This is a genomic window from Bradyrhizobium sp. UFLA06-24, from assembly GCF_054967145.1.
The window spans coordinates 13,164-36,704 of the sequence record NZ_JADFUE010000061.1 but is presented as its reverse complement, the minus strand read 5'-3'; the positions used below and the strand labels follow the sequence as shown (position 1 = coordinate 36,704).

Here is a 23,541-nt window from a genome sequence, read left to right as displayed (position 1 = left end):
AATGAACAGCAATTTTTGAAATCCGAGCTGCAATTACGCGCACTACCAGAAACTCCCGAATATTCCGCCGAAGATCGTAAAAGCGTCGAGTGGACAATTTTGAAAGAGATCCAGCGCGATGAACGTGAGCAGTTCTTCGCGGACGGCAAATTTAAATTCAAGGAATTGCGCTCAGCGATTTACCGCGAAGTCCGCGAAGAATTTCGCGAGCGCTGGGCCGATTATTATCAGGCGGATAAAACGACCGTCGGCGAAGACCGGCGGTTTCTCGCCGGCGTCAAAGCCCAGATCCTCGCCGACCAGAAAGCCGTCCTCGAGCCACGGCGTGACGCTGCCTGTGCCGAACTGCTCGACGCTCGAAAGCTCGAATATCGAGGCATTCTCGATAGCCAGCGCGAGGCTAGGGCCGAATTCCGTTCGCGGCTGGAAGTCGGAATAGATAATGCCGACTTTTTCCACGAACTGACGGCAAAGAGGCAGCGCCAGCAGGAAACGGCGCTTGGCTTCCGCGATGCGGCTGCCGAACTGACACGTAATGGTCAGGCTGAGCAGCCCCGGTCCTCAGAATGGGCTGAAGTTGAGCATGGTCACGATCATGGTCATCTATCGCGCCGTGGCCTGGTTCAGGCCGCCGATTTAGGTCCGCAAAGGGCTATGGACACCCTAGGAGCCTTCGCCGACAGCATCTTCACCAGCCTCACAAACCTGGGATCGGCCAGGCCAGAGCCTATTTCAGCTGAAGAGAGAGCTGACCAATTCCGCGAGGCCGCGGAGAACGCTCTCAAGCAGCAACAACAGCTGAGCCGCGAAGAAGAGGACGCTGCCTGGCGCATGCGCGACAGGGAGATTTACCGAGAATGACCATGGGGCCGGTCCAGCCACGACCGAGCCCCCTGTTATTCCGGCAACCAAAGGCGAAGAGAAGAACGATCGGGCGGCGTTAGCTGAAATGTTCTTGGCAGCGCGCGCGGATGTCACGGATGCGGATGGTTTAGCAATAGACGCAACCGGGGAAAGCGCTGGCGCCGAGCTTGAGATCGACGCTGAGTATCGCCGCAAGCTCACCGGAATCCGCAAGCTCCCCCGTCATGCACGCACTGGTGCAAGACGTGAGGTGCGGGAGTGGCGAAAGATTGCTTTCAATGCACTACGAGAAAGGCGCAGCCAGGAGCGTGCGTCCTCTCGTGCACGGCGTCGATTGCGCGGCCATCGGGACCGAACCCGCGGCCCGAATCTGTAAGGCTTGGCAGTCAGCAAGTTGCAGTTTTCCGTTACTAAGACATTCCCACGGGATCCTTTTGACAGCGCAGGGTGGTGTCTCGCCAGCCGACAACCGTCATGGACGGTTATCTACAAGTGATACAATAAACTCTGAGGGATAGTGGAGCAGATCCTTACGACCGCAGAGCTCAAGGGCTGAGAACAAAGTGCGGCGATCATACAGATTGGCAATTTGTTGGATTGGCCGGGAATCCTTGACAATCACAGGCTTTACGGTTCGGCGCACTAGAAGCGAGTGTTACGTTTCGTCGTAGCAACATCGCAACTCGCGGCGCAATGAGCATGGATTTTCTCGATCAAACCATTGAAGTCTGGCAACCCTACAGCGATCGTCCGCTCTCGCGGGAAGACGCTCGTGAGATCGCCCACAATGTATCGGGTTTCATCCGCCTTCTCCGCGAATGGGCCCTGGAAGAACACGTCTCGAACTCAAAAGAAGATCAGTCTCCCTAGGCGAAAACGACCTTCACAACAATTCACGTTGCATCCAGTCTTGCTTGCTGGTCCAATCGCCAAGGACTTTCGCAAGTGATCCCATGAAGAGAAACATTCAACCCAAAATTCCTGTCGCTCTCAGAGCGGTTGCCTACGCGCGCGTTTCAACCAAAGAACAGGATCGTGAGGGATTTTCTATCGATGCGCAGAAAAAGCTCCTTGCTGGTTATGCGCAGAGCCATGGAATCCAAATCGCAAAGGAATACGTCGACGTCGAGACGGCGAAGCTGAGCGGGCGAACCTATTTCGGCGAGATGATTGCCTATCTCAAGAAACATCCGGAGATCCGGGCAATTCTTGTTGAAAAGACCGATCGACTTTATCGAAACCTAAAAGACTGGGTTACGCTCGACGAGTTCGACGTCGAAATCCACCTCGTCAAAGAAGGCGTCGTGTTATCGCGCGAGTCACGGTCGTCGGAAAAGTTTATGCACGGCATCAAGGTGCTGATGGCGAAGAACTACATCGACAATCTTTCCGAAGAAGCTCGCAAAGGCATGCAGGAGAAGGCCGAGCAAGGACTGTGGCCGAGTAGTGCACCGCTAGGTTACAACAACGTTCCTGGTCCGGATGGCAAAAAGATCATTGAGATTGATCCAGTCATCGGTCCGATTATTTCTGATATCTTCGCCTGGTACTCGACTGGCACATTTTCGCTGCGCGAGATTTCTCAAAAGGCACGTTCAGCCGGGCTTGTCTCTCGTTTCAAGAGGGGCCCGGTCTCTCTCAGCAATCTCCACACGATACTCAGCAATCCAATCTACACTGGCGATATTCGGTGGAAGGGGAACCACTATCGAGGGCGCCACAAGCCCCTTATCACGCATGACCTATTTGATCGCGTGCAAAACATCCTCGAAAAGCGAAACGCATCAAAGCTTCGCAAAGGTCCCCGTAATTTCGCGTTCTCTGGTCTCATGAATTGCGGGCACTGTGGCTGTGCGCTGGTCGGAGAGATCCATAAAGGTAAGTACATCTACTACCGATGCACTGGCTTTAAGGGAAAGTGCCAGGAGCCCTACGCGCGCGAGGAATTAATCGAGGCCAAATTCTCAGACATCATGGGGCGCCTCAAGTTCTCAGAGGCCATCCACAAGTGGATGCTCGAAGGTCTTCACCAAAGCCATGCCGACGAGAGAAAAGAGCACGACGCGGCGATCAAGCGGCTGCAGACCGAGTATGACCGGCTGACGCACCGGTTGAGCGCCATCTATACCGACAAGCTTGACGGTCGTATCGATGCCGAGATGTACGATCGGATGGCTCCGCAGTGGCGAAAGGAACAGGACCGCTGCTTAAGGGAAATTGAGTCGCACCAGGCTGCCGAGCGTTCCTACATGGACGAAGGCGTCATGTTGCTGACGGTTGCGAAGGATGCACAACGTCTCTTTGAAAAACGGCCAGTAGCCGACAAGCGCCGCTTGCTAAATTTTGTACTTTCGAACTCGACATGGCGCGATGGAGAACTAACGCCGACTTTCCGGCAACCATTTAATATGATTGCGGAAATGAGCAATATCTCGCCGGACGATGGTGGGAGCGGAGGACCGACTCCCGGTCCGCGTTCTGGTTGGTGGGCCCGGCAGGACTCGAACCTGCAACCAGACCGTTATGAGCGGCCGGCTCTAACCATTGAGCTACAGGCCCCGCCGCGGCGGCCCCGCGGGAACGCGCGGGCCGGCAACGGTGCGCGGTTCGTTTACAGGGACGGAGGCGGGGGTGCAATGCTGGCGCACGCGGATAAAGCCCGGTGCGCATCCAAATGCAAAATTTTTGAATTACCGAAATCGGCGATCATGCCCTTTTGCTCCTGTTTTGCCCGACGAGTCAAACGATTTTCCGCGAACTTCGCCTATCCGTTCCGTAACTCATTGTAATTTCGTGTTCTTTCTACTGTGCATGGGGTTGTCTTCGATTTTTTCAGGCGAAGGGGACTCGGGAGGTCCCCTCCATCTCGTCGGCGACAGACCCGTGGTGTGCCGCAGCTCTAGTCCACCGAGACCCCGGCGAACTCCACGACCTTGCGCCACTTCTCGGTCTCGTCAGCGACGAGCTTGCCGAACTCGGCAGGCGTCATCGGCTTGGGGATGCCGCCGGTCTCGGCGAGACGCGCCACCAGCTTGGGGTCCTTCAGCGCTTCACCGACGGCCTTGTTGAGGATCTCGACCACCTCGCTCGGCGTGCCCTTTGGCGCGGAGATGCCGTAGAAGCCGACCGATTCGAAGCCGGGCACGGTCTCGGCGATCGCGGGCACGTCGGGCACGCTCGGCCAGCGCTGCGGCGAGGTCACGCCGAGCGCGCGGACATTGCCGCCCTTGGCCTGCTCCATCGCCGAGGGCAGGTTGTCGAAGATCAGCTGCACCTTGTTGGAGATGATGTCGGGGAAGGCGATCGCCGAGCCGCGATAGGGCACGTGCACCATGTCGCACTTGGTCATCGCCTTGAACAGTTCGGCCGACATGTGCACCGAGGTGCCGTTGCCGGACGAGGCGAACGAGATCTTGCCGGGATTGGCCTTGCAATAGTCGATGAACTCCTGAACCGTCTTGGCGGGAAACGCGTTGGAGACGACCAGCATGTTGGTGAGCTGCATGATGCTCGCGACCGGCACCGTGTCGCGCAGGAAGTCGAACGGCAGCTTCTTGTAGAGCGAGGTCGAGATCGCGTTGTTGGGCGCGACGAACAGCAGCGTGTAGCCGTCGGGGGCTGAGTTGATCGCGGCGGCGGCCGCGATGTTGCCGCCGGAGCCGGTCCGGTTCTCGACGATGAACTGCTGGCCGAGATGGTCCGACAGCCATTGCGCCATGATGCGGGCGACGATGTCGACGGGGCCGCCGGCGGCAAAGCCGATCAGCCAGTGCACGGGGCGGTCGGGGTAGGCGGCGGAGGCGGGAGGGGCGGCGGCGAAAAGACCCGACAGCAAGACCAGCCCGAAAACCCCGTTACGCAAAATTCGCAACATGACGCCTCCCATTGCCTTATTGTTGGAGCGCATGCTTTCACAAATTCCGCCCGCTGCCTACATCGCCTCAAGTCGATGTTGACGCAGGCGCAGCCGGACCGACCATGAAATTCGCTCTCACCCTTCTCGCCGCGGCGTTGCTTGCAAATCACCTTGCAGGCCCCGCCGCCGCTCAAACCGGAGGCAACGCCATTTCGACCACCACGATCAGCCTGGGCACCGCGACGCCAGGCGGCGGCTTCCCGCTCTATGGCAACGCCTTTGCCGAGGTGATGAATGCGGCTGATCGCGCGCTCACCATCGCGCCGCGCAACACCAAAGGCAGCAACGAGAACATTCCGCTGCTGGAGAAGGGCGAGCTCGATCTCGCTTTGGTCGCGGGCGAGCCGGCCTATGAGGCCTTCGCCGGCATCGGCCGTGCGAAGGTGCGGCTGAAGATTCTCACCGCGATCTATTCCAACCCCGGCATGTTCGTGGTGAGGGCGGACAGTCCCTACCGGACCATCCACGATCTCGTGGGCCAGCCGGTCGCGTTCGGCGCCAAGGGCTCGGGCCTGCCGATCCTGGCGCGCTATGTGCTCGACGGCCTCGGGTTGAGGCAGGACGAGGATTTCAAGGCCGTCTATCTCGACCGTGCCGGCGACGGCCCTGCGATGGTCGAGGATGGCCGCGTCGCCGCGCTGTGGGGCGCCGGCATCGGCTGGCCCGGCTTTGCGGCGGTGGCTTCGAGCGCGACAGGGGCGCGCTTCATCGCGCCAGACGCGGAGGAGATCGCCCGCATCCGCGCCAAGCACGCGTTCCTGAAGCCGCTGACCGTGCCGGCCGGCTCCTATCCAGGACAGCCCGAACCGATCGCCTCGCTGGGCTCGTGGAGCTTTGTCCTGACCCGCGAGGACCTGCCCGACGATATCGGCTATCGCCTGGCGAAGACGCTGCACGGCCTCGAGCCGACCTTCTGCAGGAAACTCGCCCAGGCCTGCGAGACCACGGCGGCGAACACCGTCGCCGCGGCGCCGAAGCCCGAGCTGATCCATCCGGGCGTGATGAAATATTTTCGCGAGATCGGGGTGGTGAAGTGACGGTCGCTGGACGCGACCGTCACGCTCTCACTTCTTCACCATCGCACATGCCGGGTCCGGCGGCCCGAAGGCCTTGTCGCCGGAAATGGTGCTGAGGATCTTGTAATAGTCCCACGGATATTTGCTCTCCTCCGGCGTCTTCACCTGCACCAGCCAGAGGTCGTGCACCATCAGATTGTCGTCGCGCAGCTTGCCGTTACGGGCGAAGAAATCCTCGACCGGCGTCTCGCGCATTTTCGCTGCGACCTTGAGCGGATCGTCGGTGCCGACAGCCTTGATGGCGTTGAGGTAGTGGATCACGCTGGAATAGACGCCGGCCTGCCACATCGTCGGCATCTTGTTCATCTTGGCAAAATAGCGCTTCGACCATTCGCGGGTCTTGTCGTCCATGTCCCAGTAGAACGAGGTCGTCAGCAACAGGCCTTGCGCGGCTTGCAGTCCGAGCCCGTGAATGTCGGTGATCAGGGCCAGCAGCGCCGCCATCTGCTGACCGCCCTTGAACACGCCGAACTCCGAGCCGGTCTTGATTTCGTTCATGTTGTTGGGAGGGCCCGCGGCAATGCCGATGATCTTGGCCTTGGAGGCCTGCGCCTGCAGCACGAAGGAGGAGAGGTCGGGCGTTGCCAGCGGCGGCTTCACCGAGCCCAGCACCTTGCCGCCATTGGCGGTGATGACGCTCGAAGCGTCACGCTCCAGCGAATGGCCGAAGGCGTAATCGTCGGTGATGAAGAACCAGCTGTCGCCGCCGCGCTTGACCACGGCGTCCGCGGTGCCGACCGCGAGCGCGCGGGTGTCGAACACCCACTGGATCGCGTAAGGCGAGCAGAACTTGCCGTGGAAATCTGCAGTACCCGTGGAATGGGTGATGAACAGCCGCTTCTTCTCGTTGGCGATGTTCTGCACTGCAAGGCCGACGGCCGAGACCGGCACGTCGACGATCAGATCGACCTGCTCGACGTCGTACCAGCGCCGCGCGATCGCGGCGCCGATGTCGGCCTTGAGCTGGTGGTCGCCGATCACGATGCTGATCGGCTTGCCGAGCACGGTGCCGCCGAAATCGTCGATCGCCATCTGCGCCGCGGTCACCGAGCCCTGGCCGGTTGGCGCGGAGGCGGGGCCGTTCATGTCTGTGAGCACGCCGATCTTGACGACATCGTCGGACACCTGCGCCATGGCGGAGCCCGACAGCAGCGCCGCCGTCAAGGCGGCCGCGACCGGTAGTCCAAATCTTTTTGGATTCACGTTTGTCCTCCCCTGATCCGGCGCGTTGGCCGAAAGTTGCCTGTGCCGGGTACAGCCCGGCTGAATTGGTTTCTTTTGCAACTATTCTGGGGTGGGCGTCAATCTCAGGCGGCGAAGCGGATCTGCCCGGCGGGCGAGGGATCGTAGCCGGTCAGCTCCTCGGCGCGCTGGCGCAGCCGCCGTTCGCCGAGAAACCGGATCAGGGCCTGCATGGGTGGGCGGAAATAGCTGCGCTGCCGCATCGCGAGATCAAGATTCTCCCAGACCAGCGGCACGAAATCGAGCCCGGCCGAGCGTGCCGCGGCGCGCGTCGCCACGCCGCAATCGGCCTGGCCGGCACGGACGACCTCGGCAAGATCGGGGCCGGTGAGGGCTGGCGTCTCCACCCGCCGCAGATCACGCAGCGAGGCGCCCGCGCGCGTCAGCAGCACGTCGAGCAGCATCTGCGCGCCGGTGCCCTGTTGCCGCGTCGCCATCCGCGCGCCGAGTGCGAGCACGTCGGCAAGACCGCGCAGCCGTTTCGGATTGCCCGGCGGAAGCACGAGGCCCTGCTCGCGGCGCGCGAACGCGACCAGCACCGCATCATGCAAATCCGGCGCGTCGCGCAGCGCCGTCACGCTGGCATCGGAGGCGAGATTGCCTTCGGCATCGAGGCTGTGGAAGTGCATCGCGACCGCCATCACCTCGTCGCGTTGCAGACGCTCGAGCCCACGCGCACTGCCTTCGGTCATCGATCCAAGGCCAGAGCCGGATTCCCGCAAGCTCCAATCCAGAAGCTCGTCCTGACTGCCGCCCACGACGGGCGGCGGCTCTGCGGTCAGCATGCCGGCCGGTCGCGCCATGCCCGACAGGACCCAGAGATCGAGCTCATGCCGGGGGAAGAGCCATTTGCCGGTCACCTTGGTGCAGGGGATTGCACCATTGGTGACGAGTTCGTAGAGCTTGCGTTCGCCTAAGCGGAGATAGTCAGCGGCTTCGCTGGTCGTCAGGAATTCCATCCTGCATTCCTATGCAAATTCTTGCTTCTTTTTGACGTTCACGCAGGTGGAATTCTGCATTTCAGTTTTCGTCCGCGGGAACCATGCCCGATCATCTCGCTGCTTTGCAACACATCCGCGCGCGCGTTTTCTGCTTTGGTGAACGATCTTGGAGTGCGCGCGAGCGCCGCCTTGCGATTGCACTCGGCGCATTGCCGAGATTTCCCGAAAGGCGCGCCCGATGAGCCATCGCGTCACGAGTGCGGCGCAATCCGTCATCATCATGATCACGTCTTAGCCAATGGGAACCCGACATGGTCCGCCTGTCTCTTGCATTCGCGCTGTCCTGCGGCCTCGCGGTGGCCGTTGCGGCCTCGTCCGCGGAGGACCGCGGTATCGTCCTCGCCACAACGACGGCGACGCAAGAATCCGGCCTGTTGGACTACCTGCTGCCGATTTTCCGCGACAAGACCGGTGTCGAGGTAACTGTGATCGCGCGCCGTAGCGCTGAGGTGCTCGACGGGGCGCGACGCGGCGAGGCCGATGTCGTGCTGATGCATGCCCGACCGCAGGAGGAAAAGTTCGTCACCGACGGGTTTGGCGTGAAGAGGTTCGACGTGATGTACAATGATTATGTGCTGATCGGGCCGAAAAACGATCCGGCAGCCGTGAAGGGCAAGGACATCGCCACGGCGCTGAAGGCGATCGAAGCCAAGGGCACCCCGTTCGTGACACGCGGCGATCGTTCCGGCACCCACGCGGCGGAGCTCGCGCTCTGGATCGTTGCCGGCATTGATATCGCCGGCGCCAAGGGGGCCTGGTATCGCGAGAGCGGGCCGGGCATGATCGCTGCCCTGGACTCCGCTCGAACGACGAATGCCTATGTGCTCTCGGACCGCGCCAGCTGGATCGCTTTCAAGGATCGCGGCGATCTCGACATCGTTGTCGAGGGCGACAAGCGGCTGCTCAACCAGTACGGCGTGATGCTGGTGAATCCGGAGAAGCATCCGAACGTCAAGAAGGAGCTGGGCCAGACCTTCATCGACTGGTTGATCTCGCCGGAGGGACAGGCGGCGATCGCCGGCTACAAGGTCGACGGGCAACAGGTGTTCTTTCCGAATGCTGACAAGTCGGGCGGATGATGACCGACGCACCAGCGGTTGCCAAACCGCACAATGCGTGATCCATCGTCAGGGATGACCCAGCGCCTGCCGTCCTCGCTGACGCCACTCGACACCGCGCTCGCTGCGTTGCTGCGCGGCGTTGCCCCGGTCACGCCGGTCGAATTGCCGCTGGCCGACGCGGCCGGCTGCATCGCCACGGGCATGCCATCGCTGCCGGCCTCCCCGCCGCGCGACATCGCCGCAGTGGACGGCTGGGCTTTGCGCGCCAACGATCTCGTCGGCGCGTCCTCTTATTCGCCTCTGTCTCTGGCCGAGCTTCCGGTATGGGTCGAGGTCGGTGATGTCATGCCGGAGGGATGTGATTGCGTGCTCGATGCCGGCGCGGTCGAGGTCTCGGGCCCGCTTGCCCTGGTGCTGGCGGAGGGCTTGCCGGGACAAGGCGTCGCGCGTCGTGGCAGCGATATCGCAGAGAATGCGCCCGCGGCCGTAGCGGGATGTCCGGTCGGCGCGGCTGCTCTGCTGCTCGCCCGCGTTGCAGGTGTGGACAAGCTCAGCGTCAGGCGGCCGCGGCTACGTATCGTCAATGTCCCGGGCGCAACCGCGACGACGCACATGATCGCCGGCTTCGCGCGTGCGATGGGACTTGATGTGAGCGCACATGAAGCCGGATCGCGCGATGCCAGATCGATCGCGGAGGCGCTCGACGTCTCCTCTTGCGATCTCCTGCTGACGATCGGCGGCAGTGGCGTCGGACGTACGGATGCCGCCATCGCGGCGCTGGTTCAGCGCGGAGCACAACTTGCCCATGGTCTTGCGCTGCAGCCTGGACGGACCGCGGCGGCAGGGTGGCTCGGAAAAGTTCCGGTCGCCGCTTTGCCCGGCTCGCCGGCTCAGGCGCTGGCGGTCTGGCTTGCGCTGGTGCTTCCGCTCGTTGATCGCCTCTCTGCGCGGCAGCCGCGCCGCGCAGTGACCTTGCCGCTTGCTCACAAGATTGCCTCCAACGCGGGTGTCGCCGAGATCGCGCTGCTGGTCGAGGAACAGAAGACATGGATGCCGCTTGCCGTGGGCGAATGGCCGCTCCAGGCCATCGCCCGCGCGGATGCATGGCTGCTCATTCCCGCCAGCCACGAAGGATTTGCGGCGGGCGAGCCGGCCGATGCTTATCTGATGCGGGAATGATAAGGGTTCCGGCATGACGATGATCCCAAAGCCGCCAGATCGTAGGGCGCTCGAGCAGGAGCAATTTCTAAGAATCCTCTCGCGGGAGGAGGCTCTGGCGCGTTTCGAGGCGGCGCTGTTTCCGCGTGCGATCCCCAGCGAGCGGCGCAGGCTTGCCGATGCACTCGGCGCAGCCCTTGTCGAAGACATCACCGCACCGATCGATGTGCCACCGTTCGATCGCTCCAATGTCGATGGCTTTGCCGTACGCTCGGGGGACCTTTCAGCGGCTGGTGAAGGCGCGCCGGTACGGCTCGTGCTGAACGGCGAGACGATTCACTGCGGCACCGCGCCGGCGCTGCAAGTGGCGGCAGGAACCATAACGCCGATCGCCACCGGCGGTCCGCTGCCGCGTGGTGCCGACGCGGTGGTCATGGTCGAGCACACCCAGCCGGCCGGCTCGCAGGCGATCGATGTTCGTCGGGCGGTCTCGCCGGGACAATTCGTGTCCTACGCGGGCTCGGACATCGCACGCGGCGAGGCGCTGCTTCGCGCCGGCACGATCATCGGCTCGCGCGAGATCGGGATGCTGGCGGCGTGCGGGATCGCGGAGGTGAATGTGGCGCGGAAGCCCCGTGTCGCGGTGATCTCCACCGGCGACGAACTGGCGCAGCCGGGCGAGGCACTTGCGCCGGCAGCGATCTACGACACCAATGGCGCTATCGTTGCGGCCGCGATCGATGAGAATGGCGGCGAAGCGATTTTCCTCGGTGCGATCCCCGACGACGAGGCTAAGCTCGAAGCCGCCATGCGCGATTCGCTGGCGGAAGCCGATATGCTGGTGCTCTCAGGCGGTACGTCGAAGGGCGCGGGCGACCTGTCGCATCGCATTATTGGCCGGCTCGGCCAACCCGGCGTCATCGCGCATGGCGTGGCGCTCAAGCCCGGGAAGCCGCTGTGCCTTGCGGTGTGCGACGGCAAGCCGGTGGTGATCCTGCCGGGCTTTCCGACATCGGCGATGTTCACTTTCCACGATATGATCGTGCCGGTGTTGCGCAGGTTGGCTGGTCTGCCGCCGCGCTCGGATGCCAAGGTGAGCGCGACCGTGCCGGTGCGTATTGCCTCCGAGCTCGGCCGCACCGAATTCGTCATGGTCTCGCTGGTCGAGGGCAGGGAGGGCCTGATCGCCTATCCCTCCGGCAAAGGCTCTGGCGCGATCACGTCCTTTGCCCAGGCTGACGGCTTTCTGCGCATCGAGGCGCTCGCGGACCAGATGCCGGCGGGCACGGAAGCCGAAGTGACGCTGTTCACGCCGCATGTGCGCGTGCCCGATCTTGTCATCGTCGGCAGCCATTGCACCGGCCTCGATCTCGTCACGGCGCAACTCTCGCATGGCGGGCTGATCGTACGCTCGATCGCGGTCGGCAGTCTCGGCGGGCTTGCAGCCGCCAAGCGCGGCGAATGCGATCTCGCACCGATCCATCTGCTCGACGACAAGACCGAGACCTACAACACGCCTTACCTGGTCGAGGGTCTCGAGCTTGTCCCGGGTTGGCGGCGGATGCAGGGCATTGTCTTCCGCATGGGCGACCAGCGCTTTGAAGGCCTCGGCGCGAAGGAGGCGGTTGCAGCCGCGCTCGCTGACCCGGCCTGCATCATGGTCAACCGTAACCAGGGCGCCGGCACGCGCATTCTGATCGACCGTCTGCTTGGCGGTACGCGCCCGGAGGGCTACTGGAACCAGCCGCGCTCGCACAATGCGGTTGCAGCGGCCGTCGCGCAGCACCGTGCCGATTGGGGTATGACCATTGCGCCGGTCGCCGATGCGGCCGGCCTCGGTTTCATTCCGTTCGCGGAAGAGCATTATGACTTTGCGCTGGTGACGGCGCGCAAGCAGCGTCCGGCCGTGCAGGCTTTTCTTGATGCGCTCGGCTCGAATGAGGCCAGAGCGGCGCTGAAGCGAGCGGGCTTTCGACCTGCCTAGACGACCGCGTCGATGTCCCTGGCAGCTTGAGCGGCGCACTCTCGCTCCTCGGCTTCGGCGAGCGCACGCTGTGCGGCAGGCGGCAGTGGCTTCGGATCCGGAGGGACCTCGACGATCTTGTCGCTGCCGGTGGCTTGTTGGCTTAGTCGCTTCATGCGATCGATCGTGATCGAAAGATCAAACGCGAAATCGGCGACTGCGAAGATGGCATTCAGGAGAGGGGCGACCATAGCTTGATCCGGAGCATGTCCCGATCAGTAGTCGCAGCCAATCTCGATCCGGTTCGATCGTTCGTTGAAGGACCACTAGGCCGCGTCGTCCAGCGCGGCCAGCCGCTCGGCCTCGGCGATGTCCTCGACCGTGTTGGCGTTGAAGAACGGATCGAGCGGCTCGGCGGCCCACGTGACCGTGGCGAGCGGATAGCGCGCGGTCCAGCGGTCGATCTTGCGGAGATCCTCGACGACCAGGGCGTGACGTAGCTCGTTGCGCAAGGCAACGCGCCAAAGGCCGATCACCGGATGCGACTGGCCGCCGGACGCGGCGACTGCGAGCTCCGCGTTCTCCCGCGCGCGCGCCTCGTGAAGGCGCGTGACGAGATCGCGCGGCACGAACGGACAGTCGCCTGCGGCGCTGAGCACCCAATCGATGTTCGGGCGATTCGTCGCAGTCCAGTCGAGAGCGGCAAGAACGCCTGCAAGGGGGCCGGGAAAGCCGGGTACGTCATCGGCGACCACTTGCAAGCCGAATGGGGCAAACCGTGCGGGATCGCCATTCGCGTTAAGGATCAACGCGTCGCACTGAGGGGAGAGGCGCGCAATCACGCGCTCCAGGATGGTGCGTCCGCCGATGATTCGCATCGGCTTGTCGCCGCCGCCCATGCGGCGCGCAAGGCCGCCGGCGAGCAGCACGCCAAGAGTCGGAGGAACCCTCGTCGCTGGAATACTAGTCGTCACCACCTTCGCCCTTACGCTTGTGCTTCGCCGATTCTTCTTCGACGTAAGCAAGATTCTGGTCATAGACGATCCGTTCCTCTCCCGCGAGCGCGATGAAGCGCTTTCCGCGCGTGCGCCCGACCAGCGTCAGGCCCACTTGCCTTGCGAGATCGACGCCCCAGGCCGTAAATCCAGAGCGTGACACCAGGATCGGAATGCCCATGCGCACCGTCTTGATCACCATCTCCGAGGTGAGCCGTCCCGTGGTGTAGAGGATCTTGTCGCCAGGTTCGACGCCGTGGCGGTACATCCAGCCCGCGATCTTGTCGACGGCGTTGTGGCGCCCGACATCCTCGGTGTAGCAGAGCGGCTCGCCCGCCCTGCACAGCACGCAACCGTGGATCGCACCGGCCTCGAGATAGAGCGAGGGCATGGTGTTGATGGTCTGCGTCATCTGGTAGAGCCAGGACGTGCGTAGCTCAGCCTTGGGCAGCGCGACACTCTCCACCGCTTCCAGCAGGTCGCCGAAGGCGGTGCCCTGCGCGCAGCCCGAAGTCTGCGTCCGCTTCTTGAGCTTGGCCTCGAAATTGGTGTGGTGCTCGGTGCGCACGACGACCACCTGAAGGTCGTCGTCGTATTCGACTTCGGTGACCGCATCATTATATTTCAGCATGTTCTGGTTCAGCAGGTAGCCGAGCGCCAGATATTCCGGATAGTCGCCGATCGTCATCATGGTGACGATCTCCTGCGCATTCAGGTAGAGCGTCAGCGGCCGTTCCATCGGCACCTTGATATCGATCCTGGCGCCGGTCTGGTCAGTCCCGGTCACGGTCTGAGTCAGGCGCGGGTCGTCGGGATCTGGGACGATCAGGGGCACCGGGGCTTTGTCGATTTTCATCATGGAGGCGAGGTTAGCATGACATTCGGGTCAAGCCGATATAAGCATGGCAGGAATGGGCAAAATGCCTCCGCTCGTCGTTGCGAGCTGAGCTATCCAGAGTCTTTCCGCGGCGGCAGTTCTGGATTGCTTCGCTTCGCTCGCAATGACGGGAGGGACGGTGGTTCCATAAGGGCCGTGCGTGGAGACGGAGCTGCAATGAAAGTCATCGGCCTTGCAGGCTGGAGCGGCGCGGGCAAGACAACGCTGTTGACGCGGCTGATTCCGCATTTCAACGCGCAGGGCGTGCGCGTCTCCGTGATCAAGCATGCGCATCACCGGTTCGACGTCGACGTGCCCGGCAAGGATTCCTGGCGTCATCGCGAGGCCGGTGCCGCCGAGGTGCTGGTGGCGTCGTCCAATCGCTGGGCTCTGATGCACGAATTGCGCGGTGCGCCCGAGCCGCGGCTTCCGGAACTTTTGAGCAAATTGTCCTCGGTCGACCTCGTGGTGGTCGAAGGTTTCAAGCGCGAGCCGCATCGCAAGATCGAGGTGCATCGCTCCGCTAACGACAGGCCGCTGCTGTTTCCCGACGATCCCGGAATTGTTGGTGTTGCGACCGATGCTGCGGTTGAAACCCGGTTGCCGACCGTCCATCTCGACGATATCCAGGCTGCAGCGGCATTGCTGTTGCGTGCAGCGATGCCGATCGAGGAAGCGGTTGCTAGAAGCGTAGCGATGCGCTGACGAGGCACCATGGCGCAACTGTCGGATGATTGTTTTGCTTTCGGTGGACCGATGATGTCGGTCGACGAGGCCGTTGGCCTGATCACGGCCCGTGTCAGCGCGATCGCCGATGTCGAGACGGTGACGCTGATTGAGGCCGACGGGCGCGTGTTGGCGCACGATATCGCGGCGCCCCTGCCGCTGCCGCCTTTCACCAACTCGGCTGTCGACGGCTACGCCGTCGGCGATGCCGATCTCCCCGAGACAACAGAGCGGGCGTTCCCGCTCGATGGCCGCATCCAGGCCGGCGGCCTTGCCCGAGTGCCGATCAGGCCTGGCCACACCGCCCGCATCTTCACGGGCGCGCCGATGCCGCCGGGTGCCGAGACCGTCTTCATGCAGGAAGATGTCCGCATCGATGAATCAGGCAGGGTCGTGTTGCCATCCGGGCTGAAGCGGGGTGCCAATGTTCGGCCGGCAGGAGAGGATATCCCGCTGGGGCAGATTGCGCTGCGCGCCGGCCAGCGGCTGCGGCCGCAGCACGTTGCGCTCGCCGCGGCGTTCGGCCTGACCCGGCTTGACGTCGTCAGGCGCATCCGTGTCGCGGTGTTCTCCACCGGCGACGAACTGGCTTCACCCGGCGAGCCCCGCGCGGCTTCGCAGCTGTTCGATTCCAACCGTTTCATGCTGATGGCGATGCTGCGCCGGCTTGGCTGCGAGGTCAGCGATCTCGGCATCTTGCGCGACGAGCGCAACTCGCTGGCGAATGGATTGAAGCAGGTGGCGGGCGCGCACGATCTGATCCTCACCACCGGGGGCGTCTCGACCGGCGAGGAAGACCACGTCAAGGCGGCCGTCGAAAGCGTCGGCTCGCTCGTGCTGTGGCGGATGGCGATCAAGCCGGGCCGGCCTGTGGCGATGGGCATCATCGATGGCACGCCGTTGGTCGGACTGCCCGGCAACCCCGTCGCAAGTTTCGTCACTTTCGTCCATGTGGTGCGTCCGACCGCATTGGCGCTTGCCGGCAGTCTGCCGGAGCCGCTGTTGCCGATCCCGCTGCGCGCGGCGTTCACTTACAAAAAGAAGCCGGGTCGTCGCGAATACGTGCGCGCATCCTTGCGGCGCGCGCAGGATGGTGCGCTGGAAGCGGTCAAGTTTCCGCGCGAAGGTGCCGGGCTGCTCTCGTCGTTGGTGGAGACCGACGGACTGATCGAGCTGGGCGAAGACATCACGCGCGTCGAACTGGGCGAGAGCGTAGGTTTCCTGTCCTATGCAGGCCTGATCTGAGCCCCTGCGTTGACGCCCTGGTTTCCTCCCGCCATGTTGCGCACATGACCCGAACGACGCTCGATCTCACCGGGCTGAAATGCCCGCTTCCAGCCTTGAAAACACGCAAGGCGCTAAAGCCCTTGCGGCCGGGCGATCAACTTGAGGTGCACTGCACCGATCCGCTGTCGGTGATTGACATTCCCAACCTGATCCGCGAGACCGGCGACACGGTGGAGATCACCGAGCGCAACGACGCGCGCATCGTCTTCTTGATAGAAAAAGCGAATGGTTCGATAGGCGATGCCAATGCTGCGCTGCGTTCTTGAGCGCGCGTGACCGCGCTGATACCGACCTTTTATCTATCGACATCGATCACGCCTTCTGCCCCAATTGACTTTGTCCGCGCAGGCGCGGAGGTTGAGTCTTGTCCGCGTTACGCGGATCAGCGGGCCACGCACGAAGCCTGCATATAGGATGGGGCATAGAGCCCCAGTCGAGGGGTTATCTTTTTCAGATGCGCGTGACGGTCCTGGCGCGCGTCGGGTGATTGTGCGGAGCAGCAGGGACAACAGCTGCGTCGCAATGGGCTGAGGAACAGGATCGTAGCGGCAGGTTGCTCAGAAGGGCAGCTGCAGGGGAGGAGTGCATGACGACAATTGAGGGCACTGGAAGCATTTCGGGTGCTGGCGCGGGAATTCTTGATCGCGAACATACAGTGGCGAAGGCCGGCTTCAATCGCTGGCTGGTGCCGCCGGCGGCGCTGTGCATCCATCTCTGCATCGGCATGGCCTACGGCTTCTCCGTGTTCTGGCTCCCGCTGTCGCGCGCGATCGGCCTCACCGCGCCGAAGGCCTGCCCCGATATGTCGCTGTGGCAAGAGCTCTTCACCACGACCTGCGATTGGAAGGTCGCGAGCCTGGGGTGGATGTTCACCCTGTTCTTCGTCTTGCTCGGCGTCTCCGCGGCGATCTGGGGCGGCTGGCTTGAACGCGCCGGTCCGCGCAAGGCGGGCTTCGTTGCCGCGCTTTGCTGGGGCGGCGGGCTCCTGATCGGCGCGCTCGGCGTCTACGTCCATCAGCTCTGGATCATGTGGCTCGGGGCCGGCGTCATCGGCGGCGTCGGGCTCGGCCTCGGCTACATCTCGCCGGTGTCGACGCTGATCAAGTGGTTTCCCGATCGCCGCGGCATGGCGACCGGCATGGCCATCATGGGCTTTGGCGGTGGTGCGATGATCGGCGCTCCGTTCGCCAATCTGCTGATCAACTACTTCAAATCCTCGACCGACGTCGGTGTATGGCAGACCTTCGTCGTGATGGGCCTCGTCTATTTCGTCTTCATGACGATCGGTGCCTTCGCGTATCGCGTGACGCCGGCTGGCTGGCAGCCCGAGGGCTGGACTCCGCCGAGCGAAAAGAAGTCGATGATCACGGAGCATCATGTCCACCTCGACAACGCGCACAAGACGCCGCAATTCTGGTTGATCTGGTGGGTGCTGTGTTTGAACGTGTCGGCCGGCATCGGCGTGATCGGCATGGCCTCGCCGATGCTCCAGGAAATCTTTGCCGGCAAGTTGATCGGGCATCCGGAGCTCACCTTCGGTCAGCTCTCGGTTGAACAGAAGACCGTCATCGCCGGCATCGCGGCGGGCTTTGCCGGCCTGCTCTCGCTGTTCAACATCGGCGGCCGGTTCTTCTGGGCCTCGCTGTCCGACTATATGGGCCGCAAGAACACCTACTACACGTTCTTCATCCTCGGCATCGTGCTCTACGCGCTGGCGCCGACCTTTGCAGCGATGGGATCGAAGCTTCTCTTCGTGCTCGGCTTCGGCATCATCCTCTCGATGTACGGGGGCGGCTTTGCGACCGTGCCGGCTTATCTCGCCGACATGTTCGGAACCCAGTTCGTCGGGGCTATTCACGGCCGGCTGCTGACGGCTTGGTCGACAGCGGGCATCATCGGCCCCGTCGTGGTGAACTACATCCGCGAGTTCCAGCTCGCGGCGGGCGTGCCGCGTGACCAGCTCTACAACACGACCATGTACATTCTCTGCGCGATGCTGATCGCGGGCATCATCTGCAACTACCTGATCAAGCCGGTCGATCCGAAGTGGTACATGAGCAATCAGGAGGTTGCGAGGCTTCAGGCGGCGAGTGCCAAGACCGAAGCCGGCATCCAGCATGGCTCCTTCGGCATCGGCAAGGGCGGGTTGGACGGCAGGGCCGCGCTGTTTTGGGCCTTCGTCGGCATTCCGCTGGCATGGGGTGTGTACAAGACCCTCCAGAGCGCCTGGGCTATCTTCTGATCGCCCATACCGCCGCGGGAGCTTGCGCATCCCGCGGCGCTCGTCTGCAAACACATTGAGAATGGGATCTAGGGGGATTCTTATGCTTCGCACCCGTATCTGCCTTGCCGCCATGATGTTGGCGGCAAGCCTTCACACCGCATCGGCCCAGACCGCGACAGCGCCTGCGCCGGCGCCTGCCGCGACCACTGCCGCCAAGCCGCCGGGCAAGATCAAGCTCACCATGCAGAAGCTGAAACAGATGAAGGCCACCTGGGCAGCCAACAAGCCGAAGCTGAAGGCCTGCCGTGCCGAGGTGAAGGCCAAGGGACTGACCGGCGATGATCGCTGGTTCTACATTCAGGACTGCATGGACAAGACTTGAGCCGGGTTCCGCGTTGAGTTTGCGGAAGGGGGCGTGGCAGGGCGGCTGTCCGCCCCCTAAATCATTATAGAGACGTTCTAAATCTACTTGCCCCTCTGGTATACCAGAGACTAGAGTTGAGCGGAGTAAGGCTCGATTCAAGGACGCGGAAGTACGCGGTTCCATCGATTTGAGCCCGGAAATGAGGGCAGATCGCGATGGCGGTCCAAGCCTGAGATCATCGCGCTTTTGAGGAGAACGCGACGTTTCCATGAGCAGCAACGACGACGTTCACAAGGTCAGAGAATTCGAGCATCCGGGTGAGGGGCGCCGGCGCGCCAAAGCGACGCCCAAAGGACGACAGGTCGATCCGACCGCTTCGCACGAGATCGAGCAATTGCTCGGCGACCGTCCGCGACGGCGCGATCTGCTGATCGAATATCTGCACCTGATCCAGGACAAATATCACCGGATCTCGGCCGCGCATCTTGCTGCGCTCGCCGACGAGATGAAGCTCGCCTTCGCCGAAGTGTTCGAGACCGCGACCTTCTACGCGCATTTCGACGTGGTGAAGGAAGGCGAGCCCGACATTGCGCCGCTGACGATCCGCGTCTGCGATTCGCTGACTTGCGCCATGCTCGGCGGCGAAAAGCTGCTCGAGGATCTGCAGAGTGCGTCAGGCCTCGGCATTCGCGTCGTGCGCGCACCTTGTGTCGGACGCTGTGATACGGCGCCGGCTGCTGAAGTCGGACACAACTTCGTCGACCATGCGACCGTTGACAATGTCATGGCCGTCGTGAAAACCGGCGACACGCACGCGCATCTGCCCAACTATGTCGATTACGATGCCTATGTCGCCGGTGGCGGCTACAAGCTGCTGGGCCGCGTGCGCTCGGGTGAGCTCTCGAAAGACGATCTGCTGAAGGCACTCGACGACGCGTCGCTGCGCGGCCTCGGCGGCGCCGGCTTCCCGACGGGCCGCAAATGGCGGGCGGTGTTAGGGGAGCCCGGTCCGCGGCTGATGGCGATCAACGGCGACGAGGGCGAGCCCGGCACGTTCAAGGATCGCGTCTATCTCGAAAGCGATCCGCATCGCTTCATCGAAGGCATGCTGATCGGCGCGCATGTGGTGCAGGCCTCTGACGTCTACATCTATCTGCGCGACGAATATCCGGCCTCGCGCGAGATCCTGATGCGCGAGATCGCCAAGCTTCCGCCGGGCGGTCCGACGCTGCACATGCGTCGCGGCGCCGGCGCCTATATCTGCGGCGAGGAGTCCTCGCTGCTGGAGAGCATCGAGGGCAAGCGCGGCCTGCCCCGGCACAAGCCGCCGTATCCGTTCCAGGTCGGCCTGTTCGGCCTTCCGACGCTGATCAACAATATCGAGACGTTGTGGTGGGTGCGCGACATCGTCGAGAAAGGCGCCGACTGGTGGAAGGGAAATGGCCGCCATGAGCGTCATGGCCTGCGCAGCTTCTCGGTCTCGGGACGCGTCAAGAATCCCGGCATGAAGCTGGCGCCCGCGGGCATCACCGTGCGCGAATTGATCGACGAATATTGCGGCGGCATGGCCGACGGCCATCAATTCTACGCGTACCTCCCGGGCGGCGCTTCCGGCGGCATCCTGCCAGCCTCGATGGACGACATCCCGCTCGATTTCGGCACGCTGGAGAAATACGGCTGCTTCATCGGCTCGGCGGCGATCGTGATCCTGTCGCAGAAGGATAGCGTGCGCGCGGCGGCGCTGAACCTGATGAAGTTCTTCGAGGACGAGAGCTGCGGCCAGTGCACGCCGTGCCGCGTCGGAACCCAGAAGGCGGCGCAGCTGATGCAGAAGCCGGTCTGGAACCGCGCACTTCTGGAAGAATTGAGCCAGGCGATGCGCGATGCCTCGATCTGCGGGCTGGGACAGGCGGCATCGAATCCGCTGTCCTCCGTGATCAAATATTTCCCTGACGAGTTCAAGGAAGCGGCCGAATGACGAAGATTACGTTCGAGCTCGACGGCAAGCAGGTCGAGGCCCAGCCCGGCGAGACGATCTGGCAGGTTGCAAAACGCCAGGGCCGCGACATCCCGCATCTGTGCTATTCGCCAGCGCCCGACTACCGCCCCGACGGCAATTGCCGCGCCTGCATGGTCGAGATCGAGGGTGAGCGCGTGCTCGCAGCCTCGTGCAAGCGCACGCCGTCGGTCGGCATGAAGGTCAAGACCGAGTCGGCGCGCGCGACTGCCGCGCAGAAAATGGTGATGGAGCTCCTGGTCGCCGACCAGCCGGCGCGCGAGACCAGCCACGATCCGGAATCGAAGTTCTGGCACTGGGCCGAGGCAACGGGCGTCACCGAGAGCCGCTTCCCCGCTGCCGAGCGCTGGGCGGCCGACGCCAGCCATCCGGCGATGCGCGTCAATCTCGATGCCTGCATCCAGTGCGGCCTCTGCGTGCGCGCCTGCCGCGAGGTCCAGGTCAATGACGTCATCGGCATGGCTTACCGCAACGCCAGCGCCAAGATCGTGTTCGACTTCGACGATCCCATGGGCGAGTCCACTTGTGTCGCCTGCGGGGAATGCGTGCAGGCCTGCCCCACCGGCGCGTTGATGCCGGCCGTGATGCTCGACGAGAAGCAGACCCGCGTAACTTATGCCGACAGGAAGGTGGATTCGCTCTGTCCGTTCTGCGGCGTCGGCTGCCAGGTCACCTACGAGGTCAAGGACGAGAAGGTGATCTATGCGGAAGGCCGCGACGGTCCCGCCAATCACAACCGTCTTTGCGTCAAGGGCCGTTTCGGCTTCGACTACATCCACCATCCGCATCGCCTGACAAAGCCGCTGGTTCGGCTGCCGAATGCGAAGAAAGACGCCAACGATCAGGTCGATCCGGCCAATCCCTTCACGCATTTCCGTGAAGCAAGCTGGGATGAAGCGCTCGACGTTGCCGCCAAGGGTCTCGTCAAGATTCGTGACGAGAAGGGGGTGAAGGCGCTGGCCGGCTTCGGCTCGGCCAAGGGCTCGAACGAAGAGGCCTATCTGTTCCAGAAGCTTGTGCGCACCGGATTCGGCTCGAACAATGTCGATCATTGCACCCGGTTGTGCCACGCCTCGTCGGTGGCGGCGCTGTTCGAAGGCCTGAGTTCGGGCGCGGTGTCGGCGCCGTTCTCGGCGGCGATGGACGCCGAGGTGATCATCGTGATCGGTGCCAACCCGACCGTGAACCATCCGGTCGCCGCGACCTTCATCAAGAATGCGGTCAAGCAGAACGGCGCCAAGCTGTTCGTGATGGATCCGCGCCGGCAGACATTGTCGCGTCACGCGACCAAGCACCTCCAGTTCAAGCCGGGCTCGGACGTCGCCATGCTGAACGCGATGATCAACACGATCATCACCGAAGGCCTCACCGACGATCAATACATCGCCGGCTACACCGAAGGTTTTGAGGCCCTCAAGGAGAGGATCAAGGAGTTCACGCCGGAGAAGATGGAGGCGATCTGCGGCATCCCGGCGCAGACTCTGCGCGAGGTAGCGCGCACCTACGCGCGCGCGAAATCGTCGATCATCTTCTGGGGCATGGGCATCAGCCAGCATGTCCACGGCACCGACAATGCGCGCTGCCTGATTGCGCTGGCGCTGATCACCGGCCAGGTCGGTCGGCCCGGCACCGGCCTGCATCCGCTGCGCGGCCAGAACAATGTGCAAGGGGCCTCCGACGCCGGGCTAATCCCGATGTTCCTGCCGGACTACCAGCCGGTCGGCCGCGACGATCTGCGGGGCAGTTTCGAAAAGCTCTGGCAGCAGGATCTCGATCCCGTCCGCGGCCTGACCGTGGTCGAGATCATGAACGCGATCCACGCCGGCGAGATCAAGGGCATGTATATCGAGGGCGAGAATCCCGCGATGTCGGATCCTGACCTGCAGCATGCGCGCCAGGCGCTCGCGATGCTCGATCACCTCGTGGTGCAGGATCTCTTCGTTACCGAGACCGCGTTCCACGCCGACGTCATCCTGCCGGCCTCCGCCTTCGCCGAGAAGGACGGCTCCTTCACCAACACCGATCGCCGCGTGCAGCTCGCGCGCCAGGTGATCAAGCCGCCCGGCGATGCGCGGCAGGATCTCTGGATCATCCAGGAGATCGGCAAGCGCATGGGCTTGCCCTGGAATTATGCCGGCCCGGGTGATGTCTACACCGAGATGGCCGAGCTGATGCCGTCGCTGAAGAATATCAGTTGGGAGCGACTGGTGCGCGAAGGCGCGGTGACTTATCCGGCCGACGATCCGAACAAGCCCGGCAACGAGATCATCTTCACCACGGGCTTCCCGACCGCGAGCGGTCGCGGCAAGATCGTGCCGGCCCATGTCATTCCGCCGGACGAAGTGCCGGACGACGAATATCCGATGGTGCTCTCGACCGGCCGCGTGCTGGAGCACTGGCACACCGGCTCGATGACGCGACGTGCGCAGGTGCTGGACCAGATCGAGCCGGAGGCCGTTGCGTTCATGTCGCCGAAGGACATGCGCAAGAAGAAGCTGGTGCCCGGCGATTTCATCCGCCTCGAGACCCGCCGCGGCGCCGTCGAGGTCAAGGTCCGCTCGGACCGGGACGTGCCGGAGAACATGGTGTTCATGCCGTTCTGCTATGCGGAGGCGGCGGCGAACCTGTTGACCAACCCGGCGCTCGATCCGTTCGGCAAGATCCCGGAGTTCAAGTTCTGCGCCGCGCGTGCCGAGCGCGCGGAGATGCGGGACGCGGCGGAGTAGGCCACGGCGGTCATTGCGAGCCTAGCGAAGCAATCCAGATTGTC

The 23,541-nt window shown here is 63.1% G+C and carries 20 protein-coding genes, 1 tRNA gene and 1 pseudogene; 14 read left to right on the top strand and 8 right to left on the bottom strand.

Translation table 11 applies throughout. The features are described from left to right. The 3 genes and pseudogenes from IF809_RS31410 to IF809_RS31400 all read left to right on the top strand — a co-directional run. Positions 1-861, top strand: an 861-nt coding sequence (locus tag IF809_RS31410; RefSeq protein WP_462839475.1) for a hypothetical protein, incomplete at its 5' end; no start/stop codon positions are given. Positions 862-1,563: 702 nt separating this feature from the next. Beyond that, positions 1,564-1,734: a hypothetical protein gene (locus IF809_RS31405; RefSeq protein ID WP_462839474.1), complete on the top strand. Its 171-nt coding sequence runs from the start codon at positions 1,564-1,566 to the stop codon at positions 1,732-1,734. Then, positions 1,683-2,816: pseudogene (locus tag IF809_RS31400) on the top strand (recombinase family protein); the annotation flags it as partial. The gene IF809_RS31405 and the pseudogene IF809_RS31400, both read left to right, overlap by 52 nt. A 531-nt stretch (positions 2,817-3,347) precedes the next feature. Here the strand turns inward: IF809_RS31400 and IF809_RS31395 are convergent. Together IF809_RS31395 and IF809_RS31390 are read right to left on the bottom strand one after the other, a co-directional pair. Continuing rightward, a tRNA-Ile gene (locus IF809_RS31395) sits at positions 3,348-3,423 on the bottom strand. Positions 3,424-3,763: 340 nt separating this feature from the next. After that, the gene (locus IF809_RS31390) at positions 3,764-4,738 is read right to left on the bottom strand and encodes a Bug family tripartite tricarboxylate transporter substrate binding protein (protein WP_453980285.1); all 975 of its coding nucleotides are present in this window, start codon (positions 4,736-4,738) and stop codon (positions 3,764-3,766) included. 104 nt (positions 4,739-4,842) lie between these two features. Here IF809_RS31390 and IF809_RS31385 point away from each other — a divergent pair, with 104 nt between their 5' ends. After that, positions 4,843-5,817, top strand: coding sequence for a TAXI family TRAP transporter solute-binding subunit (locus tag IF809_RS31385; protein ID WP_462839473.1), 975 nt, complete (start codon positions 4,843-4,845; stop codon positions 5,815-5,817). 27 nt (positions 5,818-5,844) lie between these two features. Here IF809_RS31385 and IF809_RS31380 read toward each other — a convergent pair whose 3' ends face one another. From IF809_RS31380 to IF809_RS31370, 3 genes are all read right to left on the bottom strand, one after another. Continuing rightward, the gene (locus tag IF809_RS31380) at positions 5,845-7,059 is read right to left on the bottom strand and encodes an ABC transporter substrate-binding protein (protein WP_128968034.1); all 1,215 of its coding nucleotides are present in this window, start codon (positions 7,057-7,059) and stop codon (positions 5,845-5,847) included. A 104-nt stretch (positions 7,060-7,163) separates the two neighbouring features. After that, positions 7,164-8,057, bottom strand: a complete 894-nt coding sequence (locus tag IF809_RS31375) for a substrate-binding domain-containing protein (RefSeq protein ID WP_462839472.1) — start codon at positions 8,055-8,057, stop codon at positions 7,164-7,166. Positions 8,058-8,066: 9 nt separating this feature from the next. Beyond that, complete coding sequence (locus IF809_RS31370; RefSeq protein WP_462839471.1) at positions 8,067-8,321, bottom strand: hypothetical protein; 255 nt, start codon at positions 8,319-8,321, stop codon at positions 8,067-8,069. A gap of 29 nt (positions 8,322-8,350) precedes the next feature. On the opposite strand from IF809_RS31370, the gene IF809_RS31365 reads away from it, so the two are divergent. Genes IF809_RS31365 through IF809_RS31355 form a run of 3 tightly spaced genes read left to right on the top strand, consistent with a single transcriptional unit; the run spans position 8,351 to position 12,302 of the window. Then, the gene (locus IF809_RS31365) at positions 8,351-9,178 is read left to right on the top strand and encodes an ABC transporter substrate-binding protein (RefSeq protein WP_462839470.1); all 828 of its coding nucleotides are present in this window, start codon (positions 8,351-8,353) and stop codon (positions 9,176-9,178) included. Positions 9,179-9,232: 54 nt separating this feature from the next. Then, a complete protein-coding gene (locus IF809_RS31360) occupies positions 9,233-10,339 on the top strand; it encodes a molybdopterin-binding protein (protein WP_462839469.1) in 1,107 nt (368 codons plus the stop codon). 13 nt (positions 10,340-10,352) lie between these two features. Further along, positions 10,353-12,302 carry a molybdopterin biosynthesis protein gene (locus IF809_RS31355; protein ID WP_462839468.1) on the top strand — a complete coding sequence of 650 codons (1,950 nt, stop codon included), beginning with the start codon at positions 10,353-10,355 and terminating at the stop codon, positions 12,300-12,302. Here IF809_RS31355 and IF809_RS31350 read toward each other — a convergent pair. The 3 genes from IF809_RS31350 to IF809_RS31340 all read right to left on the bottom strand — a co-directional run bounded on the left by IF809_RS31350 (position 12,299) and on the right by IF809_RS31340 (position 14,135). Further along, positions 12,299-12,532, bottom strand: a complete 234-nt coding sequence (locus tag IF809_RS31350; protein ID WP_128968029.1) for a hypothetical protein — start codon at positions 12,530-12,532, stop codon at positions 12,299-12,301. The genes IF809_RS31355 and IF809_RS31350 overlap by 4 nt on opposite strands. 75 nt (positions 12,533-12,607) lie before the next feature. Further along, on the bottom strand, positions 12,608-13,258 hold the full coding sequence (mobA, locus tag IF809_RS31345) for a molybdenum cofactor guanylyltransferase MobA (protein ID WP_462839467.1): 651 nt from the start codon (positions 13,256-13,258) through the stop codon (positions 12,608-12,610). Further along, positions 13,245-14,135: a formate dehydrogenase accessory sulfurtransferase FdhD gene (locus IF809_RS31340; RefSeq protein ID WP_462839466.1), complete on the bottom strand. Its 891-nt coding sequence runs from the start codon at positions 14,133-14,135 to the stop codon at positions 13,245-13,247. Before IF809_RS31340 ends, mobA begins: the two co-directional genes overlap by 14 nt. Before the next feature lie 195 nt (positions 14,136-14,330). On the opposite strand from IF809_RS31340, the gene mobB reads away from it, so the two are divergent. From mobB to fdhF, 7 genes are all read left to right on the top strand, one after another. Then, positions 14,331-14,858, top strand: coding sequence for a molybdopterin-guanine dinucleotide biosynthesis protein B (gene mobB, locus IF809_RS31335; RefSeq protein ID WP_462839465.1), 528 nt, complete (start codon positions 14,331-14,333; stop codon positions 14,856-14,858). Between the two features lie 9 nt (positions 14,859-14,867). Continuing rightward, a complete protein-coding gene (locus IF809_RS31330; RefSeq protein WP_462839464.1) occupies positions 14,868-16,124 on the top strand; it encodes a molybdopterin molybdotransferase MoeA in 1,257 nt (418 codons plus the stop codon). Positions 16,125-16,168: 44 nt separating this feature from the next. Continuing rightward, the gene (locus IF809_RS31325) at positions 16,169-16,432 is read left to right on the top strand and encodes a sulfurtransferase TusA family protein (protein WP_128968024.1); all 264 of its coding nucleotides are present in this window, start codon (positions 16,169-16,171) and stop codon (positions 16,430-16,432) included. Positions 16,433-16,752: 320 nt separating this feature from the next. Next, positions 16,753-18,408, top strand: coding sequence for an OFA family MFS transporter (locus IF809_RS31320; RefSeq protein ID WP_453980273.1), 1,656 nt, complete (start codon positions 16,753-16,755; stop codon positions 18,406-18,408). An 82-nt stretch (positions 18,409-18,490) separates the two neighbouring features. Continuing rightward, positions 18,491-18,772 (top strand): hypothetical protein, encoded by a 282-nt coding sequence (locus tag IF809_RS31315; protein ID WP_462839463.1) that lies wholly within the window; start codon positions 18,491-18,493, stop codon positions 18,770-18,772. Between the two features lie 250 nt (positions 18,773-19,022). Further along, the gene (locus IF809_RS31310; protein WP_462839462.1) at positions 19,023-20,732 is read left to right on the top strand and encodes an NADH-ubiquinone oxidoreductase-F iron-sulfur binding region domain-containing protein; all 1,710 of its coding nucleotides are present in this window, start codon (positions 19,023-19,025) and stop codon (positions 20,730-20,732) included. Further along, positions 20,729-23,497 carry a formate dehydrogenase subunit alpha gene (gene fdhF, locus IF809_RS31305; RefSeq protein WP_462839461.1) on the top strand — a complete coding sequence of 923 codons (2,769 nt, stop codon included), beginning with the start codon at positions 20,729-20,731 and terminating at the stop codon, positions 23,495-23,497. The genes IF809_RS31310 and fdhF overlap by 4 nt, the downstream gene beginning before the upstream one ends. The last annotated feature ends 44 nt before the right edge of the window (positions 23,498-23,541 follow it).

Bases quoted from the DNA above. Each gene is read 5' to 3' on its own strand.
- IF809_RS31320 (WP_453980273.1), top strand. From the start codon at position 16,753: ATGACGACAATTGAGGGCACTGGAAGCATTTCGGGTGCTGGCGCGGGA.
- IF809_RS31355 (WP_462839468.1), top strand. From the start codon at position 10,353: ATGACGATGATCCCAAAGCCGCCAGATCGTAGGGCGCTCGAGCAGGAG.
- IF809_RS31385 (WP_462839473.1), top strand. From the start codon at position 4,843: ATGAAATTCGCTCTCACCCTTCTCGCCGCGGCGTTGCTTGCAAATCAC.
- IF809_RS31390 (WP_453980285.1), bottom strand. From the start codon at position 4,738: ATGTTGCGAATTTTGCGTAACGGGGTTTTCGGGCTGGTCTTGCTGTCG.
- IF809_RS31350 (WP_128968029.1), bottom strand. From the start codon at position 12,532: ATGGTCGCCCCTCTCCTGAATGCCATCTTCGCAGTCGCCGATTTCGCG.
- IF809_RS31405 (WP_462839474.1), top strand. From the start codon at position 1,564: ATGGATTTTCTCGATCAAACCATTGAAGTCTGGCAACCCTACAGCGAT.
- fdhF (WP_462839461.1), top strand. From the start codon at position 20,729: ATGACGAAGATTACGTTCGAGCTCGACGGCAAGCAGGTCGAGGCCCAG.
- IF809_RS31370 (WP_462839471.1), bottom strand. From the start codon at position 8,321: ATGATGATGACGGATTGCGCCGCACTCGTGACGCGATGGCTCATCGGG.
- IF809_RS31325 (WP_128968024.1), top strand. From the start codon at position 16,169: ATGACCCGAACGACGCTCGATCTCACCGGGCTGAAATGCCCGCTTCCA.
- IF809_RS31315 (WP_462839463.1), top strand. From the start codon at position 18,491: ATGCTTCGCACCCGTATCTGCCTTGCCGCCATGATGTTGGCGGCAAGC.
- IF809_RS31340 (WP_462839466.1), bottom strand. From the start codon at position 14,135: ATGATGAAAATCGACAAAGCCCCGGTGCCCCTGATCGTCCCAGATCCC.
- IF809_RS31375 (WP_462839472.1), bottom strand. From the start codon at position 8,057: ATGGAATTCCTGACGACCAGCGAAGCCGCTGACTATCTCCGCTTAGGC.
- IF809_RS31330 (WP_462839464.1), top strand. From the start codon at position 14,868: ATGGCGCAACTGTCGGATGATTGTTTTGCTTTCGGTGGACCGATGATG.
- IF809_RS31360 (WP_462839469.1), top strand. From the start codon at position 9,233: ATGACCCAGCGCCTGCCGTCCTCGCTGACGCCACTCGACACCGCGCTC.
- IF809_RS31310 (WP_462839462.1), top strand. From the start codon at position 19,023: ATGAGCAGCAACGACGACGTTCACAAGGTCAGAGAATTCGAGCATCCG.
- IF809_RS31365 (WP_462839470.1), top strand. From the start codon at position 8,351: ATGGTCCGCCTGTCTCTTGCATTCGCGCTGTCCTGCGGCCTCGCGGTG.
- mobB (WP_462839465.1), top strand. From the start codon at position 14,331: ATGAAAGTCATCGGCCTTGCAGGCTGGAGCGGCGCGGGCAAGACAACG.